Annotated in this window: 24 protein-coding genes; 6 read left to right on the plus strand and 18 right to left on the minus strand. The window is 71.5% G+C overall.

Going from position 1 to position 17,579, the window contains the following annotated elements; genetic code table 11:
- Positions 1-83 precede the first annotated feature (83 nt).
- A complete protein-coding gene (locus VGF64_09900; protein ID HEY1635060.1) occupies positions 84-320 on the minus strand; it encodes a DUF3107 domain-containing protein in 237 nt (78 codons plus the stop codon).
- Between the two features lie 171 nt (positions 321-491).
- Between VGF64_09900 and VGF64_09905 the strand changes: the two genes are divergently transcribed.
- Positions 492-1,622 carry an HD domain-containing protein gene (locus tag VGF64_09905; protein HEY1635061.1) on the plus strand — a complete coding sequence of 377 codons (1,131 nt, stop codon included), beginning with the start codon at positions 492-494 and terminating at the stop codon, positions 1,620-1,622.
- Between the two features lie 36 nt (positions 1,623-1,658).
- Here the strand turns inward: VGF64_09905 and VGF64_09910 are convergent, their stop codons facing one another.
- Both VGF64_09910 and VGF64_09915 read right to left on the minus strand, forming a co-directional pair.
- A complete protein-coding gene (locus VGF64_09910; GenBank protein ID HEY1635062.1) occupies positions 1,659-2,015 on the minus strand; it encodes a hypothetical protein in 357 nt (118 codons plus the stop codon).
- Positions 2,016-2,064: 49 nt separating this feature from the next.
- Positions 2,065-3,171 (minus strand): Mrp/NBP35 family ATP-binding protein, encoded by a 1,107-nt coding sequence (locus VGF64_09915; GenBank protein ID HEY1635063.1) that lies wholly within the window; start codon positions 3,169-3,171, stop codon positions 2,065-2,067.
- A 79-nt stretch (positions 3,172-3,250) separates the two neighbouring features.
- Here VGF64_09915 and VGF64_09920 point away from each other — a divergent pair, with 79 nt between their 5' ends.
- Positions 3,251-4,045 carry a helix-turn-helix domain-containing protein gene (locus VGF64_09920; GenBank protein HEY1635064.1) on the plus strand — a complete coding sequence of 265 codons (795 nt, stop codon included), beginning with the start codon at positions 3,251-3,253 and terminating at the stop codon, positions 4,043-4,045.
- Between the two features lie 8 nt (positions 4,046-4,053).
- Positions 4,054-5,196, plus strand: coding sequence for a cysteine desulfurase family protein (locus VGF64_09925; GenBank protein HEY1635065.1), 1,143 nt, complete (start codon positions 4,054-4,056; stop codon positions 5,194-5,196).
- Between the two features lie 20 nt (positions 5,197-5,216).
- On the opposite strand, the gene VGF64_09930 is transcribed toward VGF64_09925, so the two are convergent.
- Positions 5,217-5,984 (minus strand): polysaccharide deacetylase family protein, encoded by a 768-nt coding sequence (locus VGF64_09930; GenBank protein ID HEY1635066.1) that lies wholly within the window; start codon positions 5,982-5,984, stop codon positions 5,217-5,219.
- Between the two features lie 37 nt (positions 5,985-6,021).
- Between VGF64_09930 and VGF64_09935 the strand changes: the two genes are divergently transcribed.
- The gene (locus VGF64_09935; protein ID HEY1635067.1) at positions 6,022-7,281 is read left to right on the plus strand and encodes a beta-propeller fold lactonase family protein; all 1,260 of its coding nucleotides are present in this window, start codon (positions 6,022-6,024) and stop codon (positions 7,279-7,281) included.
- Between the two features lie 13 nt (positions 7,282-7,294).
- On the opposite strand, the gene VGF64_09940 is transcribed toward VGF64_09935, so the two are convergent.
- The 11 genes from VGF64_09940 to VGF64_09990 all read right to left on the minus strand — a co-directional run bounded on the left by VGF64_09940 (position 7,295) and on the right by VGF64_09990 (position 15,067).
- Entirely contained in the window at positions 7,295-8,206 is a 912-nt protein-coding gene (locus tag VGF64_09940; protein ID HEY1635068.1) for a hypothetical protein, read from the minus strand.
- 2 nt (positions 8,207-8,208) lie between these two features.
- Entirely contained in the window at positions 8,209-8,673 is a 465-nt protein-coding gene (locus tag VGF64_09945; protein ID HEY1635069.1) for a cytochrome c-type biogenesis protein CcmH, read from the minus strand.
- 1 nt (position 8,674) lies between these two features.
- Positions 8,675-9,301 (minus strand): TlpA disulfide reductase family protein, encoded by a 627-nt coding sequence (locus VGF64_09950; GenBank protein HEY1635070.1) that lies wholly within the window; start codon positions 9,299-9,301, stop codon positions 8,675-8,677.
- Positions 9,298-11,388, minus strand: a complete 2,091-nt coding sequence (locus VGF64_09955; GenBank protein ID HEY1635071.1) for a heme lyase CcmF/NrfE family subunit — start codon at positions 11,386-11,388, stop codon at positions 9,298-9,300. The genes VGF64_09950 and VGF64_09955 overlap by 4 nt, the downstream gene beginning before the upstream one ends.
- Positions 11,385-11,828, minus strand: a complete 444-nt coding sequence (locus VGF64_09960; protein HEY1635072.1) for a cytochrome c maturation protein CcmE — start codon at positions 11,826-11,828, stop codon at positions 11,385-11,387. The genes VGF64_09955 and VGF64_09960 overlap by 4 nt, the downstream gene beginning before the upstream one ends.
- Entirely contained in the window at positions 11,819-11,983 is a 165-nt protein-coding gene (locus tag VGF64_09965) for a hypothetical protein (GenBank protein HEY1635073.1), read from the minus strand. The genes VGF64_09960 and VGF64_09965 overlap by 10 nt, the downstream gene beginning before the upstream one ends.
- Complete coding sequence (gene ccsA / locus VGF64_09970; GenBank protein HEY1635074.1) at positions 11,980-12,765, minus strand: cytochrome c biogenesis protein CcsA; 786 nt, start codon at positions 12,763-12,765, stop codon at positions 11,980-11,982. Before ccsA ends, VGF64_09965 begins: the two co-directional genes overlap by 4 nt.
- Positions 12,765-13,433, minus strand: coding sequence for a heme exporter protein CcmB (locus tag VGF64_09975; GenBank protein HEY1635075.1), 669 nt, complete (start codon positions 13,431-13,433; stop codon positions 12,765-12,767). The genes ccsA and VGF64_09975 overlap by 1 nt, the downstream gene beginning before the upstream one ends.
- Entirely contained in the window at positions 13,423-14,163 is a 741-nt protein-coding gene (gene ccmA, locus VGF64_09980; GenBank protein ID HEY1635076.1) for a heme ABC exporter ATP-binding protein CcmA, read from the minus strand. The genes VGF64_09975 and ccmA overlap by 11 nt, the downstream gene beginning before the upstream one ends.
- A 114-nt stretch (positions 14,164-14,277) precedes the next feature.
- Positions 14,278-14,733: a hypothetical protein gene (locus VGF64_09985; protein ID HEY1635077.1), complete on the minus strand. Its 456-nt coding sequence runs from the start codon at positions 14,731-14,733 to the stop codon at positions 14,278-14,280.
- A gap of 121 nt (positions 14,734-14,854) precedes the next feature.
- Positions 14,855-15,067 (minus strand): biotin/lipoyl-binding carrier protein, encoded by a 213-nt coding sequence (locus tag VGF64_09990; GenBank protein HEY1635078.1) that lies wholly within the window; start codon positions 15,065-15,067, stop codon positions 14,855-14,857.
- Between the two features lie 62 nt (positions 15,068-15,129).
- Between VGF64_09990 and VGF64_09995 the strand changes: the two genes are divergently transcribed.
- Positions 15,130-15,561: a cupin domain-containing protein gene (locus VGF64_09995; GenBank protein HEY1635079.1), complete on the plus strand. Its 432-nt coding sequence runs from the start codon at positions 15,130-15,132 to the stop codon at positions 15,559-15,561.
- Between the two features lie 56 nt (positions 15,562-15,617).
- Here the strand turns inward: VGF64_09995 and VGF64_10000 are convergent, their stop codons facing one another.
- The 3 genes from VGF64_10000 to VGF64_10010 all read right to left on the minus strand — a co-directional run bounded on the left by VGF64_10000 (position 15,618) and on the right by VGF64_10010 (position 17,121).
- Positions 15,618-16,487, minus strand: coding sequence for a class E sortase (locus VGF64_10000; protein HEY1635080.1), 870 nt, complete (start codon positions 16,485-16,487; stop codon positions 15,618-15,620).
- 218 nt (positions 16,488-16,705) lie between these two features.
- The gene (locus VGF64_10005) at positions 16,706-16,942 is read right to left on the minus strand and encodes a hypothetical protein (GenBank protein ID HEY1635081.1); all 237 of its coding nucleotides are present in this window, start codon (positions 16,940-16,942) and stop codon (positions 16,706-16,708) included.
- Positions 16,939-17,121, minus strand: coding sequence for a hypothetical protein (locus tag VGF64_10010; GenBank protein HEY1635082.1), 183 nt, complete (start codon positions 17,119-17,121; stop codon positions 16,939-16,941). Before VGF64_10010 ends, VGF64_10005 begins: the two co-directional genes overlap by 4 nt.
- A 29-nt stretch (positions 17,122-17,150) precedes the next feature.
- Between VGF64_10010 and VGF64_10015 the strand changes: the two genes are divergently transcribed.
- On the plus strand, positions 17,151-17,579 hold a 429-nt coding region (locus VGF64_10015), incomplete at its 3' end, for a hypothetical protein (GenBank protein HEY1635083.1).

The raw sequence follows: 17,579 nt of genomic DNA on the forward strand, positions 1-17,579 counted from the left end.
CTCCCGGGCCGGCTGTGTCTTCGGGCCGGCCTCCCGGGCCGGCTGTGTCCTCCGGTCGGCCTCCTGGGCCGGCCGGCGCGCCCTCAGGGGGCACCGAAGCCGACCCTGCGATCCTCGCTCGCCGCGCCCACCTCGACATAGGCCACCCGGGCCACCGGCACACCGACTCGCCGGCCCCGGCGGTCGGTCAGCCACAGCACGCTGTCGGGGCGAGCCAGGGTCGCGTCGATGTCGTCCATGAGCTTGTCGCGGTTGGAGTCGTCGGCCAACTCGACCTCGATCTCCTTCGTTGTGTGGATGACACCGATGCGGATGTCCACCAGCGTGCTCCCTCTGGTCGGCGGTGTCCGGCGATGGGACGGGCCTCGGACATCGTATGCCCGAGCCGGCCGCGTCCTGGCCCGAGCGCTCACGGCCGACGGCGGGGACGGCCCCCCCGAGGCGGCAACGTCGCCCGGGACGCTGTCACAGCCAGCGTGCAAACTGGACCCATGGTCTCCACCGAGCCGACCCCGACCGCGCGAACCCAGCGCTGGGCCTCGACGATGGACGGGTATTCGGGCGGGGCAGCCGTCCGCCGGGCCCACCGCGACAGTTGCGCCGGCGTCGGCACCGTCGGAACGCTTCGGCGAGAGGCACGCGAGCACGCCGAGGACCTCACGCTCGCCCCCGGGGCGACCCGAGCCCGTGAGGCCGGCCGGCGCGCCAGCCCGGAGGAGCCGGACCAGCTGCGCACCTGCTTCGAACGGGACCGGGACCGCATCCTCCACGCCACGGCCTTCCGCCGGCTGGCGGGCAAGACGCAGGTGTTCATCTTTCCCCAGGACCATCAGCGGACCCGGCTCACGCATGCCATCGAGGTGGCCCAGGTGGCGGTGAGCCTGGCCCGGGCGGCGCGGCTCAACGTGGCCCTCACCGAGGCCATCGCCCTCGGACATGACTGTGGCCACGGTCCAGGTGGGCACGCCAGCGAGGACGCCCTCTCGCCGTACGTGGAGTCCGGCTTCGACCATGCCGTGTGGGGGGCCGACGTCGTGCTGGCGCCGCTCAACCTGTGCGCCGAGACGCTGGACGGCATTCGCAACCACTCGTGGTCCCGCCCAGCGCCGGTCACCCCCGAGGGAGAGGTGGTGAGCTGGGCGGATCGCATCGCCTACGTCTGTCACGACTTCGAAGACGCCGTGCGGGCGGGGATCGTGACCTCGGCGATGCTGCCGGAGCGGGTGCGCCAGCGCTGCGGGCAAGGCCGAGGTGAGCAGCTGGGCGCATTCATCGGCGGCGTGCTCGAGGCGGTGACGGCGACCGGCGAGGTCGGGATGACCGAGGAGCTGGCCGAGGCCCTGGCCGAGTTCCGGGCCACCAACTACGAGCGCATCTACCTCCGACCGGCGTCGGTCGCCCAGGGCGAGGGAGTTGCCCGGGTGCTCCGCGCCCTCGTCGAGCACTTCGCCGATCGACCCAACCTCATCCACGGCACCGCCGAGCGCGGAGGAGTGGGCGCCGGCAGCGACGAGGCGCTGGCGACCGCCGTGACCTACGTCGCCGGGATGACCGACCGCTACGTCATGCAGTCGGCGGCCGCCCACCTGGGTTGGGACGCCGATCGGCTCCCCGGCGCCTGACCGGTCCAGGCGACCGGTCTCGAGGGTGGAGCGCCGTCAGCGGTCGAGACGGCGGCCGTGCCACACGCCGAGGCGCCAGCCGAGCCAGCCTGCGGCCGCGGCGACCAGGGCCAGCTCGACCACCCTGAAGGTGGTCCACAGGGCGGCGATCACGACCCAGGCGACCACGACCGTCGCCAGCACCAGGGCCAAGGCGCCAGCGACGCTGAAGCGTCGAGCGGGGCGGTCAGGGCCGCGGTCCTGGGGGCCGAGGGCAGGCAGGCTGCGTGGGCTGCGATCGCCCCGATCGCGCTTGGGCGCCCGCGCCGGCGCCGACGCTGGCTTGGTGGCCAGGGTCTGACAGATCAGACAGGTATCGGGCTGGAGCCCGTGCAGACAGGTGGCCGGTGCCACGGCTCCATGGTCGCGCAGTCGACGGCCAATCTTCGGGGCGGTCCTGCCGTCACTGAACGGCGAGCTCCCGGCGATAGATGCGGGCCGGTCCCAGGGCCTCGATGCGCTTGGCCGTCTCCTCGAAGGCGCGCGACACCTCCCCGGTGGGCTCGGTCACCGTCACGGGACGGCCCTCGTCGCCGCCGGCGCGGAGGGCTGGCACGAGGGGCAGCTGGCCGACCAGGGGCACTCCGAGCTCCTCGCCGAGCAACCGGCCCCCGCCGGCGCCGAAGATCTCGTAGCGCTTGCCGTCGTCGCCGGTGAACCATGACATGTTCTCGATCACGCCCCGCACGGCAAGCTTGAGCTTCTTGGCCATCAGGGCGCTGCGCTGGGCCACCCGCTGGGCGGCCGGCTGCGGGGTGGTGACCACGAAGATCTCCGTCCTGGGCAGGTACTGGGCCATCGACATGGCCACGTCACCGGTGCCAGGTGGCATGTCGACGACGAGAAAGTCAGGGTCGTCCCAGTGCACGTCCGTGAGGAACTGCTCGAGCGCCTTGTGCAACATCGGTCCCCGCCACATGACCGGCTGGTCGTCCCCGACGAAGAAGCCGATCGACATGCAGCCCACCCCGTGGGCCACGGGGGGGATGAGCAGGTCGTCGATCACCATCGGATCGTGATCGATGCCGAGCATCTTGGGCAGGGAGAACCCGTACACGTCGGCGTCGAGCACCGACACCTTGTGTCCGAGCCGGGCCAGGGTGACCGCCGTGTTGACCGTGACCGAGGACTTCCCGACGCCTCCCTTGCCCGACGAGATCCCCAGCACCCGCGTCGGCGAACCCGGCCGGGCGAAGGGGTTGGTCTCGGCGCCGGCCGCCCGCTCTCCCCGCAGGTGCCGACGAAGTCGGGTCCGCTCCTCCTCGCTCATCATCGTGAGCTCGACCTCGATGGACCGGACCCCGGGGAGGGCCTCGAGCGCGCTCCTCACCCGGAGAAGCAGCTCATCGCGTCCCGGGTGGGTGGCCACGGGCAACGCCAGCGCAACGGTCACCCGACCCCGCCTGACCCGGGTCGAGCGCACCATGCCGAGCTCGTCGATCCCGCGGCGCAGCTGGGGGTCGGCCACCCCGGCCAACGCCTGCCGGACCTCGGAATCTCCTACTGACATCGGCCGCCTCCCGGGCGGCTGCGGGCGGCTTCCTTGCAGCCGGCGGAATTATCCCTACAGCCGTAGGTACAATACCGTCGTGCAGGCCAGCCCAGAACGCCCGGCCGGTCGAGAGAGCGGTCGAGCGAAGACCTCCGACCGGGCCGCCTCCGAGGCACCGGCTCCCGCCGATTCCCGGCCTCTGGGCGACGAGGAGTTCTCCGCCGCCGTGGCCGCGGTCACCTCGGCGTTCGGCGACCCAACCCGGCGCGACATCTACTTGTTCACCCGGGAGAGCGAGGGCGCGACGGCCGGGCAGGTGGCCTCTCATTTCGACCTTCACCCCAACGTGGCTCGCCATCACCTCGACAAGCTGGCGGCGGGGGGCTACCTGGAGGTGTTCGTGGAGCGGTCGGGCTCGGGCGGGGCGGGCCGCCCGTCGAAGCGCTACCGGGCGTCGGCCAAGGACATGGGCCTCGAGTTCCCTGCTCGTCGGGACGACCTGCTCGTCCTACTGCTGGGGCGGGCGCTCTCCCTGCTGTCCTCCGAGGAGGCCGAGTGCATGGCCGAGACGGTCGGCGAGGAGTACGGGGCCGCCTTGGCCGCCCAGATGGCGCCCGGAGAGGGGCAACGCTCGCTGCGTGCCGCCATCCGCACGGTGGCCGACACCCTGACCGCCCACGGGTTCGCCGCCCACGCCGAGGCCCGGGGAACCTCGGTGGCCGTCGTCGCCGAGCACTGTCCGTTCGGGGAGACCGCCGCCCAGCACCCGATCATCTGCGCCGTGGACCGGGGCATGGTCCGGGGCCTGCTCGCCGGTCTGTACGGCGACAGCACGCCGGTCGTCATCTCGTCCCGCGCCCGGGGCGACGACACCTGCGTCACCGCCATCTAGCTGCGGCGATGAGTCGTCACTACCTCGATCACGCCTCTTCCTCGCCCGCCCGCCCCGAGGTCGTCGAGGCGATGGTCCCCTGGCTCGCCGGCGAGGGGGCCGCCGACCCCGGTCGGGTGCACACCGAGGGCCGCATCGCCCGGGCCGCACTGGAGGACTCGCGGGCCCGGGTCGCCGAGCTGCTGGGTGCCCGCCCCCGCCAGATCGTCTTCACCAGCGGGGGGACCGAGGCCATCAACACCGCCGTGTGGGGCGCGGTCCAGGCTCGTCCTGGCGGTGCCGTCGTCAGCACGGCCGTCGAGCACTCCGCCGTCCGGGATGCCTCATCCCGACACGCCCAGGTCATCGAGGCTGGCGTCGACGAGCTCGGTCGCGTCGACGTCGAGTCCTTCGGCGCGGCCCTGGAGCGCCTGGCCGACACGGGCACGGCCGTTGCGCTGGCTCACTGCCAGGTGGGCAACCACGAGGTCGCCACCCTGCAGCCGGTCGCCGAGACGGTTGCCCTGTGCCGGGAACGGGGGATCCTGGTCCACGTCGACGCCGCCGCCGGTGCAGGCCACGTCCCCCTCGACCTTTCGAGCTTGGAGGCCGATCTCGTCTCGGTCAGCGCCCACAAGCTCGGCGGGCCGAAAGGCGTCGGGGCGCTCGTGGTCGGCAGAGGCCTCCGGCTCGATCCGATGATCCTGGGGGGCGAGCAGGAGCGGGCTCGGCGAGGCGGCATCGAGAACACCCCGGCCATCGTCGGCTTCGCTACCGCGGCCCAGTTGCTGGCCGACGGCCAGCTGGCCGAGGAGGCGGCGCGTGCGCGGTCCCAAACCGACCGCGTGCTCGATCTGGCCCGCGACCTCGACGGGGTGACGATCTACGGCGACCCGGTCCGCCGCCTTCCGCACATCGCCTGCCTGGGCGTCGCCGGCGTCGAGGCGGAGGCCGTGCTCCTGGGCCTGGACCAGGAGGGCATCGCCGTCCACTCGGGCTCGGCGTGCTCGTCCGAATCGCTCGCTCCCTCCCCCGTCCTCGAGGCGATGGGCGCCGATGCCGAACGCTCACTGCGCGTGTCAGTCGGCTGGCCGACGAGCGACGCCGACATCGAGGCCCTCGTTGACGCCCTCCCCGCGGTCGTCGACCGGCTCCGGGCGCTGCGGGTCTGAGCTGGGGGTCTCAGTACCTGTCAGGCCGGGTTCGGCCCGAGGAGCTGACTCACCGTCACCGGCCGGAGGTTCCTTGCCCTGATGGCGGCCACGATGGCCGGGAACGCCTGCACGGTCCCGGCGTGACCCGTGTGCAGGCTCACGATCGATCCCGGTTGGAGACCCTGCTCGACGCGGGAGATGACCTTCGCTGCCCCGGGATCCTCGTAGTCGAGCGGGTCGATGTCGTAGCCGACGGACACCGGGTAGCCGGCGAGTCCCGACTGCTGAAGGATCAGCGCCGTCGGCCGGTCGAGCCCAGAGGGGCGGAACCAGCGGCCGTTGTTGCCCTGGACCTGGGTCAGGACGTCAGCGCAGCGCGAGATCTCGCTGGCCACGGCGCTGGCCCCGAGACTGCCCAGGTCAGGGTGGGTGAAGGTGTGATTGGCGAGCTCGTTTCCGTCGGTGAGGATGCGGTGCCCGATCGACGGATCCGCTGCCAGCCAGGTGCCGACGGCAAAGACGGTGACGGGAGCCCGGAGGGATCTAGCCTGGTCGAGGAGTGCGTTGGTCAGGCCGAGGTCACCCGACCCGTGGAACGTGAGGGCCACCGCCGTGCCCGTCCGTGACCCGTTGGCGAGGTAGGTGGCCGGGCGACCGGGCGGGCTGGTGGAGGGCGGCGCCGGGGCGCCGGTGGTGGGGGTCGTGCTGGGCGGCGCCGATCGGCGCACTGCTTGGCTGCAGCCGGCGAGCGCCACCGCGGCGCCGGCACCAGCAAGGAATAGTCTTCGCGGGATTCGGGGGGGCATGGCGTGAGCAACGCTAGCGAAGGGAAGGACGGGAACCGTGACACGCGTTGATGAGCAATCCCGCGCCGGCAGGCGGGCCGGGAAGGCGCGTCGGCGGCCACCTCCCGCCGTGCTCGTCCGGCGGTGGGCGCTCGTGCTGGTCGGGATCGCCACCATCGTGGTGCTCTTCGTGTTCGCCAGCGATCCGGGCGGCCGCTCGTCTCCATCGTCGGTGCCGAGCTCGGGCACCGGCACCACCTCCACCGTCGGCCAGGGTCCCTCGACCACGCTCGCCGCCCTGCCGGGAATGCCCCCGGTCCTCAATCCCAACGACATCTACGCGGCCGACCGGCCGGGCGCCCTGAGCCCGGTGGTGAAGAACTTCCCGCCGCTCGTCTACGTCCCCAACTCCGAGTCCGACAGCGTCAGCGTGATCGATCCCACCACGTACAAGGTGGTGAACACCTTTCCGGTGGGCGGCCTCCCCCAGCACGTCGTGCCGTCCTGGGACCTGCGCACCCTGTGGGTGACCAACGACCAGGGCAACAGCCTCACCCCGATCGACCCGGCCACCGGCAAGCCTGGGCCGCCGGTTCCCGTCGCGGACCCGTACAACATGTACTTCACGCCCGACGGCCGCTACGCCATCGTGGTCGCCGAGGCGCTGAATCGACTGGACTTTCGCGACGCCCACTCCATGCAGCTGGTCCACTCGCTGCCGGTCCCCTGCGAGGGCGCCGACCACGCCGACTTCTCGGCCGACGGGACGTACATGATCGTGAGCTGCGAGTTCTCCGGCCAGATGCTCAAAATCGATGTGGCCCACCAGCAGCTCGTGGGCGTGCTCGACATCAAGGGCAGCGAGCCCCAGGACGTCAAGACCTCGCCTGACGGCAGGGTCTTCTACGAGGCCGATCTCAAGGCCAACGGCCTCTACGAGATCGACGGCAACTCGTTCAAGGTCATCGGGTTCATCCCCACGGGCAAGGGGGCCCACGGCCTGTATGTGAGCCGGGACTCGAGATACCTCTACGTCTCGAATCGGACCGAGGGATCGGTCTCGGTCGTCGACCTGGCCACCCGGTCGGTCGCCACCACATGGCGCATCCCCGGCGGGGGGAGCCCGGACATGGGAGGTGTGTCGAGCGACGGCAAGGTCCTGTGGCTGACGGGCCGCTACAACTCCGAGGTCTACGCCATCGACACGACCACTGGTCAGCTGCTGGCCCGCATACCCGTGGGCCACGGCCCCCACGGCCTGAGCGTCTACCCCCAGCCGGGGCGGTACTCGCTGGGGCACACGGGGGTCTTCCGGTAGCGCTGCGGCGCGGTCAGGAGCTGGACGGCGAGGACGCGGGCGGCACCGGCTGGCCGATGGCGGCGAACGCCTGGGCGACGACATCGCTGGTGAGCGACACCATCTGGGCCTGCGGATGGTCGGCCAGGAAGGCTCGGAACTGTGCCGCCGCCCCGGCCGGGTCGCGGGCGTCCTGGAAGAGGATGTAGCCGAGGAACACCCGGGCGTCGGGGTAGCTCGGGTCCTGCGCCACGGCGGCTTCGACCGACGCCCGCCCCTGGGCCAGCAGGGCCTGGTCGTGCCCCGCCACCCCTGAGAGCCGGAGGAGCCATCCCCGATAGGCCAGGGCCTCGGGCTGGCGGGGCGAGACCGCGAGCACCTTGTCGTACAGCTTGATGGCGTCCAGGTCATTTCCCTGGGTGGACAGGACCCGGGCCTGGACCAGCTCCTGGGCCAGCCGCTGGGCATCGGTGAGGGTCACCGACCCGCTCGCCGTCTGACCAGGGAGACGCTGATTGGCCCGGGTGACCACCAGTCCGACAGCGGCGCCGACGAAGCAGAAGATGATGGCAAGGGCGACGATGCCGCGTCGCCTGCGACCTCGAGCGCGGCCGGCCTTGTGCTCGTCGACCCGCGCCGCCACCTGGACGGCGACGCCAGCAGGTGTCTCCGAGTCGTGCCCGGCAGGCGGCTCGCCCGGCTGGCCCGGCTCTGGCGGCTCTTGCGCCGCGGGCGTTCGAGCCGTGCCGCCGTCCCCGCCAACAGCTCCGAAGGCGTCGAGGCGACGCATGACGTCGGCCGCCCGGGCCGTGTACCCGTCCCGAAGCCGTCGGTAGTCGGCCTCGGCGAGGTCGTTCGCCGCCCGCTCGCGGTCGAGGTCCGAGATCGACCGCAGCAGGAAGTCGCGCTCTTCCTCCAGGTCCCGGGGTGACGCGGTGCGGGCCACGCTCAGCGCAGCGCCTGCTCGACGAGGGCCCGGTCCTCGGCGCTCGGCGTCGACCCTCGGTCGCCGCCCAGTCGACGGCGGCGGAAGACCACCAGTAGGGCGATCACACCGACAGCCCCGGCGACGGCGGGCAGGACCCACACCACGGCCGCCACCCCGCTCGCCGGCGGTCGCAGCAGGATCCCCGACCCGTAGCTGTGGACCAGATCGGTCTCGATGCTGCCGTCGCTGCGCCCCGCCTTCACCTGGTCGGTGATGAGCTGGCGGACGGCCACCGCCGTAGGGGCGTCCGACTCGGCCACCGACAGGCCGGAGCAGCTGGGGCAGCGCACGTCCTTGGCGATGCGGTCGACCCGCTGGCTGACGGTCTCGGAGCCCGATCGGGCGCTGGACCCGATGACCAGGGCGACGGCCAGGACGAGGGCCATCATGATCCACGGGAGCCACCGCCGGCCCTGGGCGCCCACCTCAGGCCCCCTCGGCCCGGGCGCGCGACAGCACCTGGTCGAGATCGGTGGCCTTGACGGCCCCGACGAGCCGGGCCACCACCAGACCGTCGGGCGCCACCACGAAGGTCTCGGGCGGGCCCCGCACGCCGTAGGCGAGCGCGACCTGGCCGCCGGGGTCCGCCACCGCCGGCCAAGCGGCGCCGGTGCTGGAGAGGAAGTGCGCGGCGCTGGTGCTGCGGTCGGCGAAGACGACACCAAGCACCTGGGCGTCACCGACGGCCCGATGCTGGTAGGCGAACTGCACCAGCTCGCTCTCCTCGACCTGGCACGGCGGGCACCAGCTGGCGAAGAAGTTCACCACGACGAAGCGACCGCGCATGGCGGACAGGTCGACCGAGCCTCCGGTCAACGCCGGACCACCGACATCGGGCGCCGGCTTGCCCAGCAGCGGGCTGGCGGCCGCCGTGGAGCTGGCGGATGGACGGGTCGCCAACACGCCAACCAGCACACCGACCACCACCGCCACGGCGAGCGCGGCGGCCAGCACCGCCCGAGGACGGCGACGACGGGGGAGGTGGTCGGGCGACGCATCGGGCGACGGCGCATCGGGCGACGGCGCATCGGGCGACGTCACCGGCGGTGTCACGACCCACCGCCTGACCCGGCGACGACCGGCTCGGGGTCGGGTTGGGACGCCTCGGGGGCGACCATCGCCGGCTCCGGCTCAGCCCCCCCGGCGGCGCGGCGACGACGCTCGGGCAGCGCCGCCATGACGGCTCCGAGGCCCATGACGGCTCCGCCGATCCAGAGCCAGGCCACCATCGGCTGGACGACGACCCCCACGACCGCGGTCCCGGCCTGCGCCGGCCCGAGGTTGGTGCCGGACTCCCCGCTCACCGCTGACGGTGCGGGCCCGCCCCCGATGGTGGCGCCGTCCGGGGGGTTGTCGAGGGTGAGGTACACGTCGCTGGTGAGGCTGCTGGCCACCGACGGCGTGCCGATCCCCTCGGCGTCCGAACCGAACTGGCTGACCGCCGGGCGGTACACGGCGCCGTCGTCGACGCGCACCGCCGCCTCCAGCTCGCGGCGGTTCGGGTGTACCACGCCGCGGGTGCCGAGATAGGTGAGCGTGTGGCCGGCAAACTGCGTCGACTGGCCGGGAGCCAGCCGTAGCTGGCCGCGGTGGCCGAAGGAGAGGCTGGCCGACAGGGCCACCGCGATCAGCACGACTCCGAGGTGGACGACCATCCCTCCGTTGGTCCGACCGACCAGCCCGCTCCACAGCGGCACACCCCGGCGACGGGCTGCTCGCGTCGACACCAGGAGCTGGCGAAGCGCCGACGTGCCGGCGAACGCACCCAGGCCGAAGGCCAGCAGCACGGCGAAGCCCCGTATCCCGGCGACGACACACCCGACCACCACCAGCGTGCCCGCCCACGCTGGCCACTGGAGGCGGCTGCGGAGCAGCTCGCCGTTCGCCTTTCGCCACGGCAGCACCGGAGCCACCGCCATGAAGAACAGCAACGCCAACCCGATGGGCCTCGACATGGTGTCGAAGTACGGCCTCCCGACCGAGATCTGCTGGCCCTGCACCGCTTCGGATAGGAGCGGGAAGACCGTCCCGAGCAGCACCACGAGGGCGAAGCCGGCGAAGAGCAGGTTGTTCACGAGGAATGCGCCTTCGCGCGACACCGGCGCGTCGATGCTTCCCGGCGCCCGCAGACGGTCCCCCCGCCAGGCGATGAGACCGAGCGCCGTCGCCACGACGAGGCCGAAGAAGCCCAGGATGATCGGGCCGATGGTGGACTGCGAGAACGAGTGCACCGACTCGAGGACGCCCGAACGGGTGAGGAAGGTGCCGAGGATGGTGAGGCTGAACGCGGCCATGAGCAACGACAGGTTCCACACCCGGAGCAGCCCGCGCCGCTCCTGGGCCATGACCGAATGGAGGTATGCCGTTCCACACAGCCAGGGGAGGAACGAGGCGTTCTCGACCGGGTCCCACGCCCAGAAGCCTCCCCACCCGAGGACCTGGTAGGACCACCATGCGCCCAGCACGATGCCGATGGTGAGGAACCCCCAGGCGAAGAGCGTCCACCGCCGCGTCTCGACGAGCCACCCCTCGTCAAGACGACCGGTGACGAGGGCAGCCACGGCGAACGCGAACGGGATGGTGAAGCCCACGAAGCCCAGGTACAGCAACGGCGGGTGAAAGGCGACCAACGGGTGGTCCTGGAGCAGCGGGTTGGGACCCACGCCGTCGAGCGGTATCGCACCGGAAGCGGTGTGGAAGGGGCTCGCCGGTCCGAGCATCAGCCCGAAGAAGAAGGCAGCCACGACGAAGCACGTGAGCGTGGCCCATCCCACGATCGGGTCCTCCGCCCGACGCCGGAAGCGCCACGCCATGGCCGCGATGTAGCCCGCGAGGACCAGCGCCCACAGCAGGATCGATCCCTCCAGCGCCGACCACATGCCGGTCACGGTGAACAGCAGCGGCGTCTCCCGGCTGTTGTTCTGGGCTACATAGGTCAGGGAGAAGTCGTGGCTGATCAGTGCGTGCTCCATGGCCCCGGTCGCCACCAGGGCGGCGACCAGCAGCAGCCCGGCATAGACGACACCGTTGCGCAGGGCACCGGGACGCCGGCGAACGAGCCCCACGGCGAGCGTCACCGCCCCGACCACGGCGGCCAGAAAGCCGAGCAGTACGGCGTCTCGCCCGATGGCGGCGTTCATCGAGCGCTGCCGTCAGGCGCAGTCACCCGGCCGGGATGCTGCGCGATGTAGACGGCGGAGTGCTTGACCATGATCTGGTCGCTGACGAACTGCTGGCCCGCGAAGTGGCCCTCGAGGACGACGGGGACATTCGGCTGGAACAGCTGGGGCGCTGACCCCTGGTTGACCACCGGGACCTGGACGTCCTTGCTGGCGATGGCGAAGGCGACGTCGTTCCCTGTGGGTCGCACGGAACCGGGCACGACCACACCCTCGATCCGAAAGTCGCGACTGCCCAGCTGGGCGCGGGACGCCACCGCCTCGTCCGCCGTCTTGAAGTAGACGATGGAGTTGCCGAGACCCCGGTAGACCAGGAAGCCGATGGCACCGAGCACGACGATCCCGGCCAACCACAGCCGCCGGGAGCTGTGGATCCGGGGCCGCGCCCTCGTCAGCGCCACCCGCGGGACTCCCGTGTCGCCGCCTCGCCGGCGTCACGATGGCGGGCTGGTCCGACGGCTCGCTTGATCGATCGCGCTCGCAGCGACATCCACACCGTGTAGGCCGTCAGGGTGACACCGACGACGGTGTAACCCGACTCCACGTAGCCGCTCACCGGCTCGCCACCGGTTCGTCGATGACCACGTCGGCGTCGTCCGGGGAAACCAGCACCCCCTCTGCCGCCTCGGCCCGGCGTTCGGCCAGAGCCAGGGACAGACCCTCGGTCTCGAGCCGCTCCTCCAAGGTCTCGAGGCGGTACCGGTGCACGAGCAGCCAGGCGTAGACAAGGGTGAACGCACAGAACCCCAGGAGCATCGTCCACGCCATCGATCCGTGGACTGTCGGCTGGAGGCTCGGTGTGAGCACCGTGGCCGACTGGTGCAGCGTCCGCCACCACACCACGGAGAGATGGACGATGGGCACGTCGACCACTGCCACCAGCGCGGCGATCGCCGAGCGCTTCGCCCGCGTCTCCAGCTCACCCCCCACCCGCCGCAGGGCCAGGTAGCCGAGGTAGAGGACCAGCAGCAGGGCTGTGGTGGTCAGCCGGGCGTCCCACGTCCACCACACACCCCAAGCGGGTCGACCCCAGATGGACCCGGTGACCAGCGTCAGCGCCGTGAAGACCACTCCGATCTCGGCCGACGCGCCGGCGAGGCGGTCCCAGGCCAGCGATCGGGTCCTCGGCCACAGGTAGAGCACGCTGGCCAGGGCGGTCACGGCGAACGCGAGATAGGCAACCCAGGCCACGGGAGGATGCACGTAGATCAGCCGGACGAGGTCACCCTGCACGACGTCGGGAGGCGTGACCCACAGGCCGAGGGCCACGGTGGCGGCCACCGCCGCCAGGGTGGCGATACCCAGAGCCCGCGTGGCGCGCACGGACGTGATCGACATCATCCATCCTCCAGGAGCGGACCGAAGGCGATCACACCGACGGTCACGTAGATCACAGCGAAGACACCGAGCAGCTGGAGCCAGGCATTGCCATCGGCGGGAGTGCCCGAGAGCGCCGCCTCCCAGGCCCGGGTGGCGCCCAGCAGCACCGGCGCCACCACGGGAAGCAGCAGGAGCGGCAACAACGTCTCACGGACTCGAAGGCCGGCTGCCAGCACTCCGTACACGGTGCCGGCAGCAGCCAGGCCCACCGTGGCAGTCGAGGTCGAGCCCAGGAGCAACAGCGCCCCGTGCAGGTGCGAGCCGTAGAGCACCACGATGCCGGCGGCCAGGAGGGCCTCGAGCACCAGCAGCTGGACGACGACGGCAGCCGCCTTGCCGAGAAAGATCCCGGCCGGATCGAGACCCGAGAGACGGAGGCCGTCGCGCGCCGAGTCGGCCGCTTCCATCGCAAAGCTGCGTTGCACCGCCAGCAACGAGCACAACAGCACCGCCACCCAGAAGAGCCCGGCGGTCGCCCTGGTCAACACGCCCCGGCTCGGGTCCAGTGCGAAGGCGAACAGCACGAGCACCACCAGGGCGAACGGCGCGACCTGGTTCGTGGCGACGCGCGAGCGGAGCTCGACTCTGAGGTCCTTGCCGGCCACGAGCAGCGCGTCACGCCACATGGACCGGCTCCCCGGTCGGCGACTCGGCCGGGACGTCGACGCGGCCGCGACCGGTGCCCTGCTCGACATCGGTCGCCGCGGCCAACGACTCCTCCCCCACGACCTGACCACCGGCCATCCTCGCCACCCTCCCGGCGATGGCCCCGGCGCGGTCGGTCTCGTGGGAAGCCAGGATGACCGTGGCACCGGTGCCCGACGCCGCCAGCACCGCCTCGTCGAGAATGTCGCGCCCGGCGGCGTCCAAGCCGGCGTGGGGTTCGTCGAGCAGCCAGAGCCGCGGGGCCCGAGCGACCACGGAGGCGATGGCGACGCGCCGCCGCTGTCCAGCCGACAGCTTGCCGACGACCGTGTGGCGGAGGCGCCCGTCGAGGCCGAGGCGGGACAGGGCCTGGTCGACCGCGCCCTGATCGCCCCGCGCCGCCCGCACGATGAACCGGAGGTTGTCCGCCACGGTCAGGTCGTCGTAGAGGAAGCTGGCGTGCCCCAGCAGGGCCAACGAGCGCCGCACCGAGCGCCGGTCCTGACGCAGGTCGTGCCCGAGGACGTGGGCCTCGCCGGCGGATACGGCCAAGAGTCCTGCGCACGCCCGCAGCAGGCTCGTCTTCCCGGCTCCGTTCGGACCGGTGACGAGCAGGATCTCACCGGAGGCTACGTCGAGATCGACGCCGGCCAGGGCCGGAAAGCGCCCCACGAGGGCGACGGCAGCACGGAAGCGGACAGCAGCGGCCATGAAGTACGGGACGACATGCTACGGGTGAGGCCCGCCGCGCTTCCAAAGCGCCCCCGAGCATGCTCGCGGCCCCCGGCGGGTCTCCGGGGGGCCGCGAGCAATGGGGGAGTTGGCTCAGCCGGCCTTGAAGCCGCTGTCGATGATCCGGCGCGCCGCGACGCCGCCCTGCCGGTTCACCAGCCCGGCCTCGATGACCTCGCTGGTCGCGATGGAGGTCGGAGCCTCCTTGGTCACCTTCTGGCCCTGGCCCTGGTACTTCGCGGCCTTGGTGGAGCCGGTCAGGCTGAACGTCGTCGAGTGCCCGTCGGGCTCGACCACGGTCATCGTGCCCTGGTTCGACAGCCCGCCGGTCGAGCTCACGTTGGTGACCTTGCCGATGACGTGAGTGCGGCGCTGCTTCGCCGGCTTCGCGGTCGGCGCGGGCGCAGCGGCGCCCGGGGTGGCCGGGGTCGCCGAGGGCGTGCTCGACGGAGTGTCGGCAAAGGCGACGGCCCCGCCGAGCACGCCGCCGGCGAGGATGGCCGAGGCCACCCCGACGCGTAGGGGGTGGTTGAAGAGCAGCTGCTTCACAGTTTGGTCCCAGGTCCTTTCCTGATCGGGTACGGGGGACATGCTCACCGAGCGATGTGTGGGACCCGCAAGGAGGATGTGAGCAGCGTGTGAGGGACCGTCCGGAGCCTGCTGGCCGCCGTCACTGGATGACGGCGATCACGTCCCCCTCCTGGACCTGATCGTCGGGGCGCACCCGCACCTCGGCGATGGTGCCGCCGGCCGGGGACTCGACAGGGATCTCCATCTTCATCGACTCGAGGATCGCGATCGTGTCGCCCACGGCAACGGCCTGGCCGACCTCGACGTGCACCTGCCAGACGTTGGCCGTGATCTCGGCCCTGACCTCTGCCACTCCCGCTCCTCCCGGCTCCTCGGCGGTCACGCACAGTACCCGGGCCGGCGGATGACACCATCATGAGCACCATGGATGCCGACGAGATCATCGAGCACTTGCAGCTGACGCCGCATCCCGAGGGCGGGTCGTACCGGCAGACGTGGCGCGCTCCCACCGAGACGAACGAGCGTGCCGCAGGGAGCGCCATCTACTTCCTGCTCCGCCGGGGTGAGGTCTCCCGGTGGCACCGGGTCGACGCCGCCGAGGTCTGGCACTACTACGAGGGAGCCCCGCTGGAGGTCGCGATCTCCACCGATGGAGCAACCGTGCGGCTGGTCGCTCTCGGACCCGATCTGGCTGCGGGTCAGCGACCCCAGTTCGTCGTGCCCGCCGACGCCTGGCAGCGCGCCCGCAGCCTGGGGGACCACACGCTGGTTGGGTGCACGGTCTCGCCCGCGTTCGAGTTCGCCGGTTTCGAGGTCGCCGACCCCGACTGGCAGCCTGGCCGCTAACCAGCACCTTCGAACTACCGCCCGGCGATAGGAGACGTCGGCCCGTCACAACCTTCTCAGATGCTGGCAGGCAGCACCCTGCTGATGGCGGCGAACAAGAAGAACAGGGCAGCGAGGAAGGCCGGAGCACCCAAAATGTAGACGAGCCAGCGGCGACGTCTGAGGCGGGTCGCAAGCCAGATTCCGACAGCCACAGCCGCGGTCGCCAGCCCCCAGGCGACCACCGGCAACGACGAACCGGTGTCGCCGGCCAGGGTGGGTGTCGCTCGACTCGGGCCGGCGGGCACCGTAGCGGTGGGCGTGGGAGGTCCGACCAGCGAGGCCTGGACGATGAGGCGGTGACTCGCGCTGTAGCGGGGAGTGCATGTCGTCAGCGTGAGCTCGTCGGTCCCAGTTGGCGCGACGACGGAGACGTCGGATGGCTCCACCACGAGCGATCGGCTGACGTCGTACCGAAAGGTGCCCTGAGAAGTGGTGACCATGACCGGGTCCCCCGGCACGAGGTCATTCAAACGAGAGAACGGGGCACCATAGGTGGTGCGGTGCCCGGCGATGCTGGCGTTGCCCGGTTGACCCGGTAAGGGAGTGCCCCGGTAATGACCAGGTCCTTGCCGAAGGTCGGCCGTGCCTGTGCCCTCGACGATTGCCTTGTCCAAACCCAGTTTTGGGATCGTGATGATTCCGACGGCACTCCCCTCGGGTGGCGGGCTCGGTGGAGCGCGGCCTCCGGTCACCGGTGGGAGACCCTCCGGCACTGACGTCGTGGCCGGACGTGTCGACTGCCGGCCTGAGAGCTGGTGCCGGAGAACATCCTGGCTGTGGGATTCCGACAGCCCGGTGCCCCACAGTTGGTAGGCGACGAATGCCAGCACCAAGGCGCCGAGGCCGATCATCACGCGGCCGATCCCAGCTATCACCCTCCCCATTGCCACCTGGTCAAGCTAGGAGCGGCCCAACGGGTAGCGCCGGGGTCAGCCACGGTCGTAGTCGTCGTCGAATCCTCCCGAGTGATATTGGGGCGTCGCGGATGTGCCGCCTATTTGAGGCAATCGTCACTCGATCGAGGTGCTGTAGGGGCGGGCGGCCACCGAGCCCGCCGGCCAACCAAATCGGTTCGACCGGCGGGCTCGGATGGCTGACTCGCCTAACTGGTCTGGACCGAGCTGAGGCGCTGTCGCCGCCTCGACCAGAAGATGAGGAGGCCGCCAACCCCGAAGAGCGCCAGGGCCAACAGGACAAGACTCGAAGCGGCGATACCGGTAAAGGCCAGCTGACCAGTCGTCGGCTGATTCACCGTCGACGGGCTCGCGCCCGCGGCGACGGGAGTCTGGCTGCCCGACACTGTGGCGCCACCGAGGAGCGCGGCTTCGGGCGAGGTCACGAAGGCGACCAGGAGTGCGCCAGACGATGGTGCCCCCGAAAGTGTGGGAACACCTGGGCCACCTGGGCCACCTGGGCTGCCTGGGCCACCTGGGCTGCCTGGGCTACCTGGGCCGCCGGGACCACCTGGCCCGCCGGGACCACCTGGGCCGCCGGGACCACCTGGGCCGGTCGTCCCACAATCTCCGCTCGCGCTGCCGCCGAGGGCCGTGACGCTGTTGCCGCAGACGGTCACCGGGGCGGTGATGGGGAGCGTGGTGCCGTTGCCGGACACCGGTCCGCTGTTGTCACCTGACCCGTTCGACCCGGTCGTGCCACCGGGGCCCCCCGGCGAGCCAGGTCCACCTGGGCCCGTCGAGTTTCCACAGGTGCCGCTCGAGGTCCCGCTGGCCGCGGTGACCGAGTTGCCGCAGACGGTCACCGGGGCGGTGATGGGGAGCGTGGTGCCGTTGCCGGACACCGGTCCGCTGTTGTCACCTGACCCGTTCGACCCGGTGGTGCCACCGGGGCCTCCCGGCGAGCCAGGCCCACCTGGGCCCGTCGAGTTTCCACAGGTGCCGCTCGAGGTCCCGCTGGCCGCGGTGACCGAGTTGCCGCACACCGTCACCGGGGCGGTGATGGGGAGCGTGGTGCCGTTG

This window comes from Acidimicrobiales bacterium, from assembly GCA_036491125.1.
Lineage (GTDB): Bacteria > Actinomycetota > Acidimicrobiia > Acidimicrobiales > AC-9 > AC-9.

Excerpts from the sequence above, each read along its gene's own strand:
- VGF64_09975 (HEY1635075.1), bottom strand. The coding sequence starts at position 13,433 with ATGTGGCGTGACGCGCTGCTCGTGGCCGGCAAGGACCTCAGAGTCGAG.
- VGF64_09955 (HEY1635071.1), bottom strand. The coding sequence starts at position 11,388 with ATGAACGCCGCCATCGGGCGAGACGCCGTACTGCTCGGCTTTCTGGCC.
- ccsA (HEY1635074.1), bottom strand. The coding sequence starts at position 12,765 with ATGTCGATCACGTCCGTGCGCGCCACGCGGGCTCTGGGTATCGCCACC.
- VGF64_10000 (HEY1635080.1), bottom strand. The coding sequence starts at position 16,487 with ATGGGGAGGGTGATAGCTGGGATCGGCCGCGTGATGATCGGCCTCGGC.
- VGF64_09995 (HEY1635079.1), top strand. The coding sequence starts at position 15,130 with ATGAGCACCATGGATGCCGACGAGATCATCGAGCACTTGCAGCTGACG.
- VGF64_09915 (HEY1635063.1), bottom strand. The coding sequence starts at position 3,171 with ATGTCAGTAGGAGATTCCGAGGTCCGGCAGGCGTTGGCCGGGGTGGCC.
- ccmA (HEY1635076.1), bottom strand. The coding sequence starts at position 14,163 with ATGGCCGCTGCTGTCCGCTTCCGTGCTGCCGTCGCCCTCGTGGGGCGC.
- VGF64_09925 (HEY1635065.1), top strand. The coding sequence starts at position 4,054 with ATGAGTCGTCACTACCTCGATCACGCCTCTTCCTCGCCCGCCCGCCCC.
- VGF64_09905 (HEY1635061.1), top strand. The coding sequence starts at position 492 with ATGGTCTCCACCGAGCCGACCCCGACCGCGCGAACCCAGCGCTGGGCC.
- VGF64_09930 (HEY1635066.1), bottom strand. The coding sequence starts at position 5,984 with ATGCCCCCCCGAATCCCGCGAAGACTATTCCTTGCTGGTGCCGGCGCC.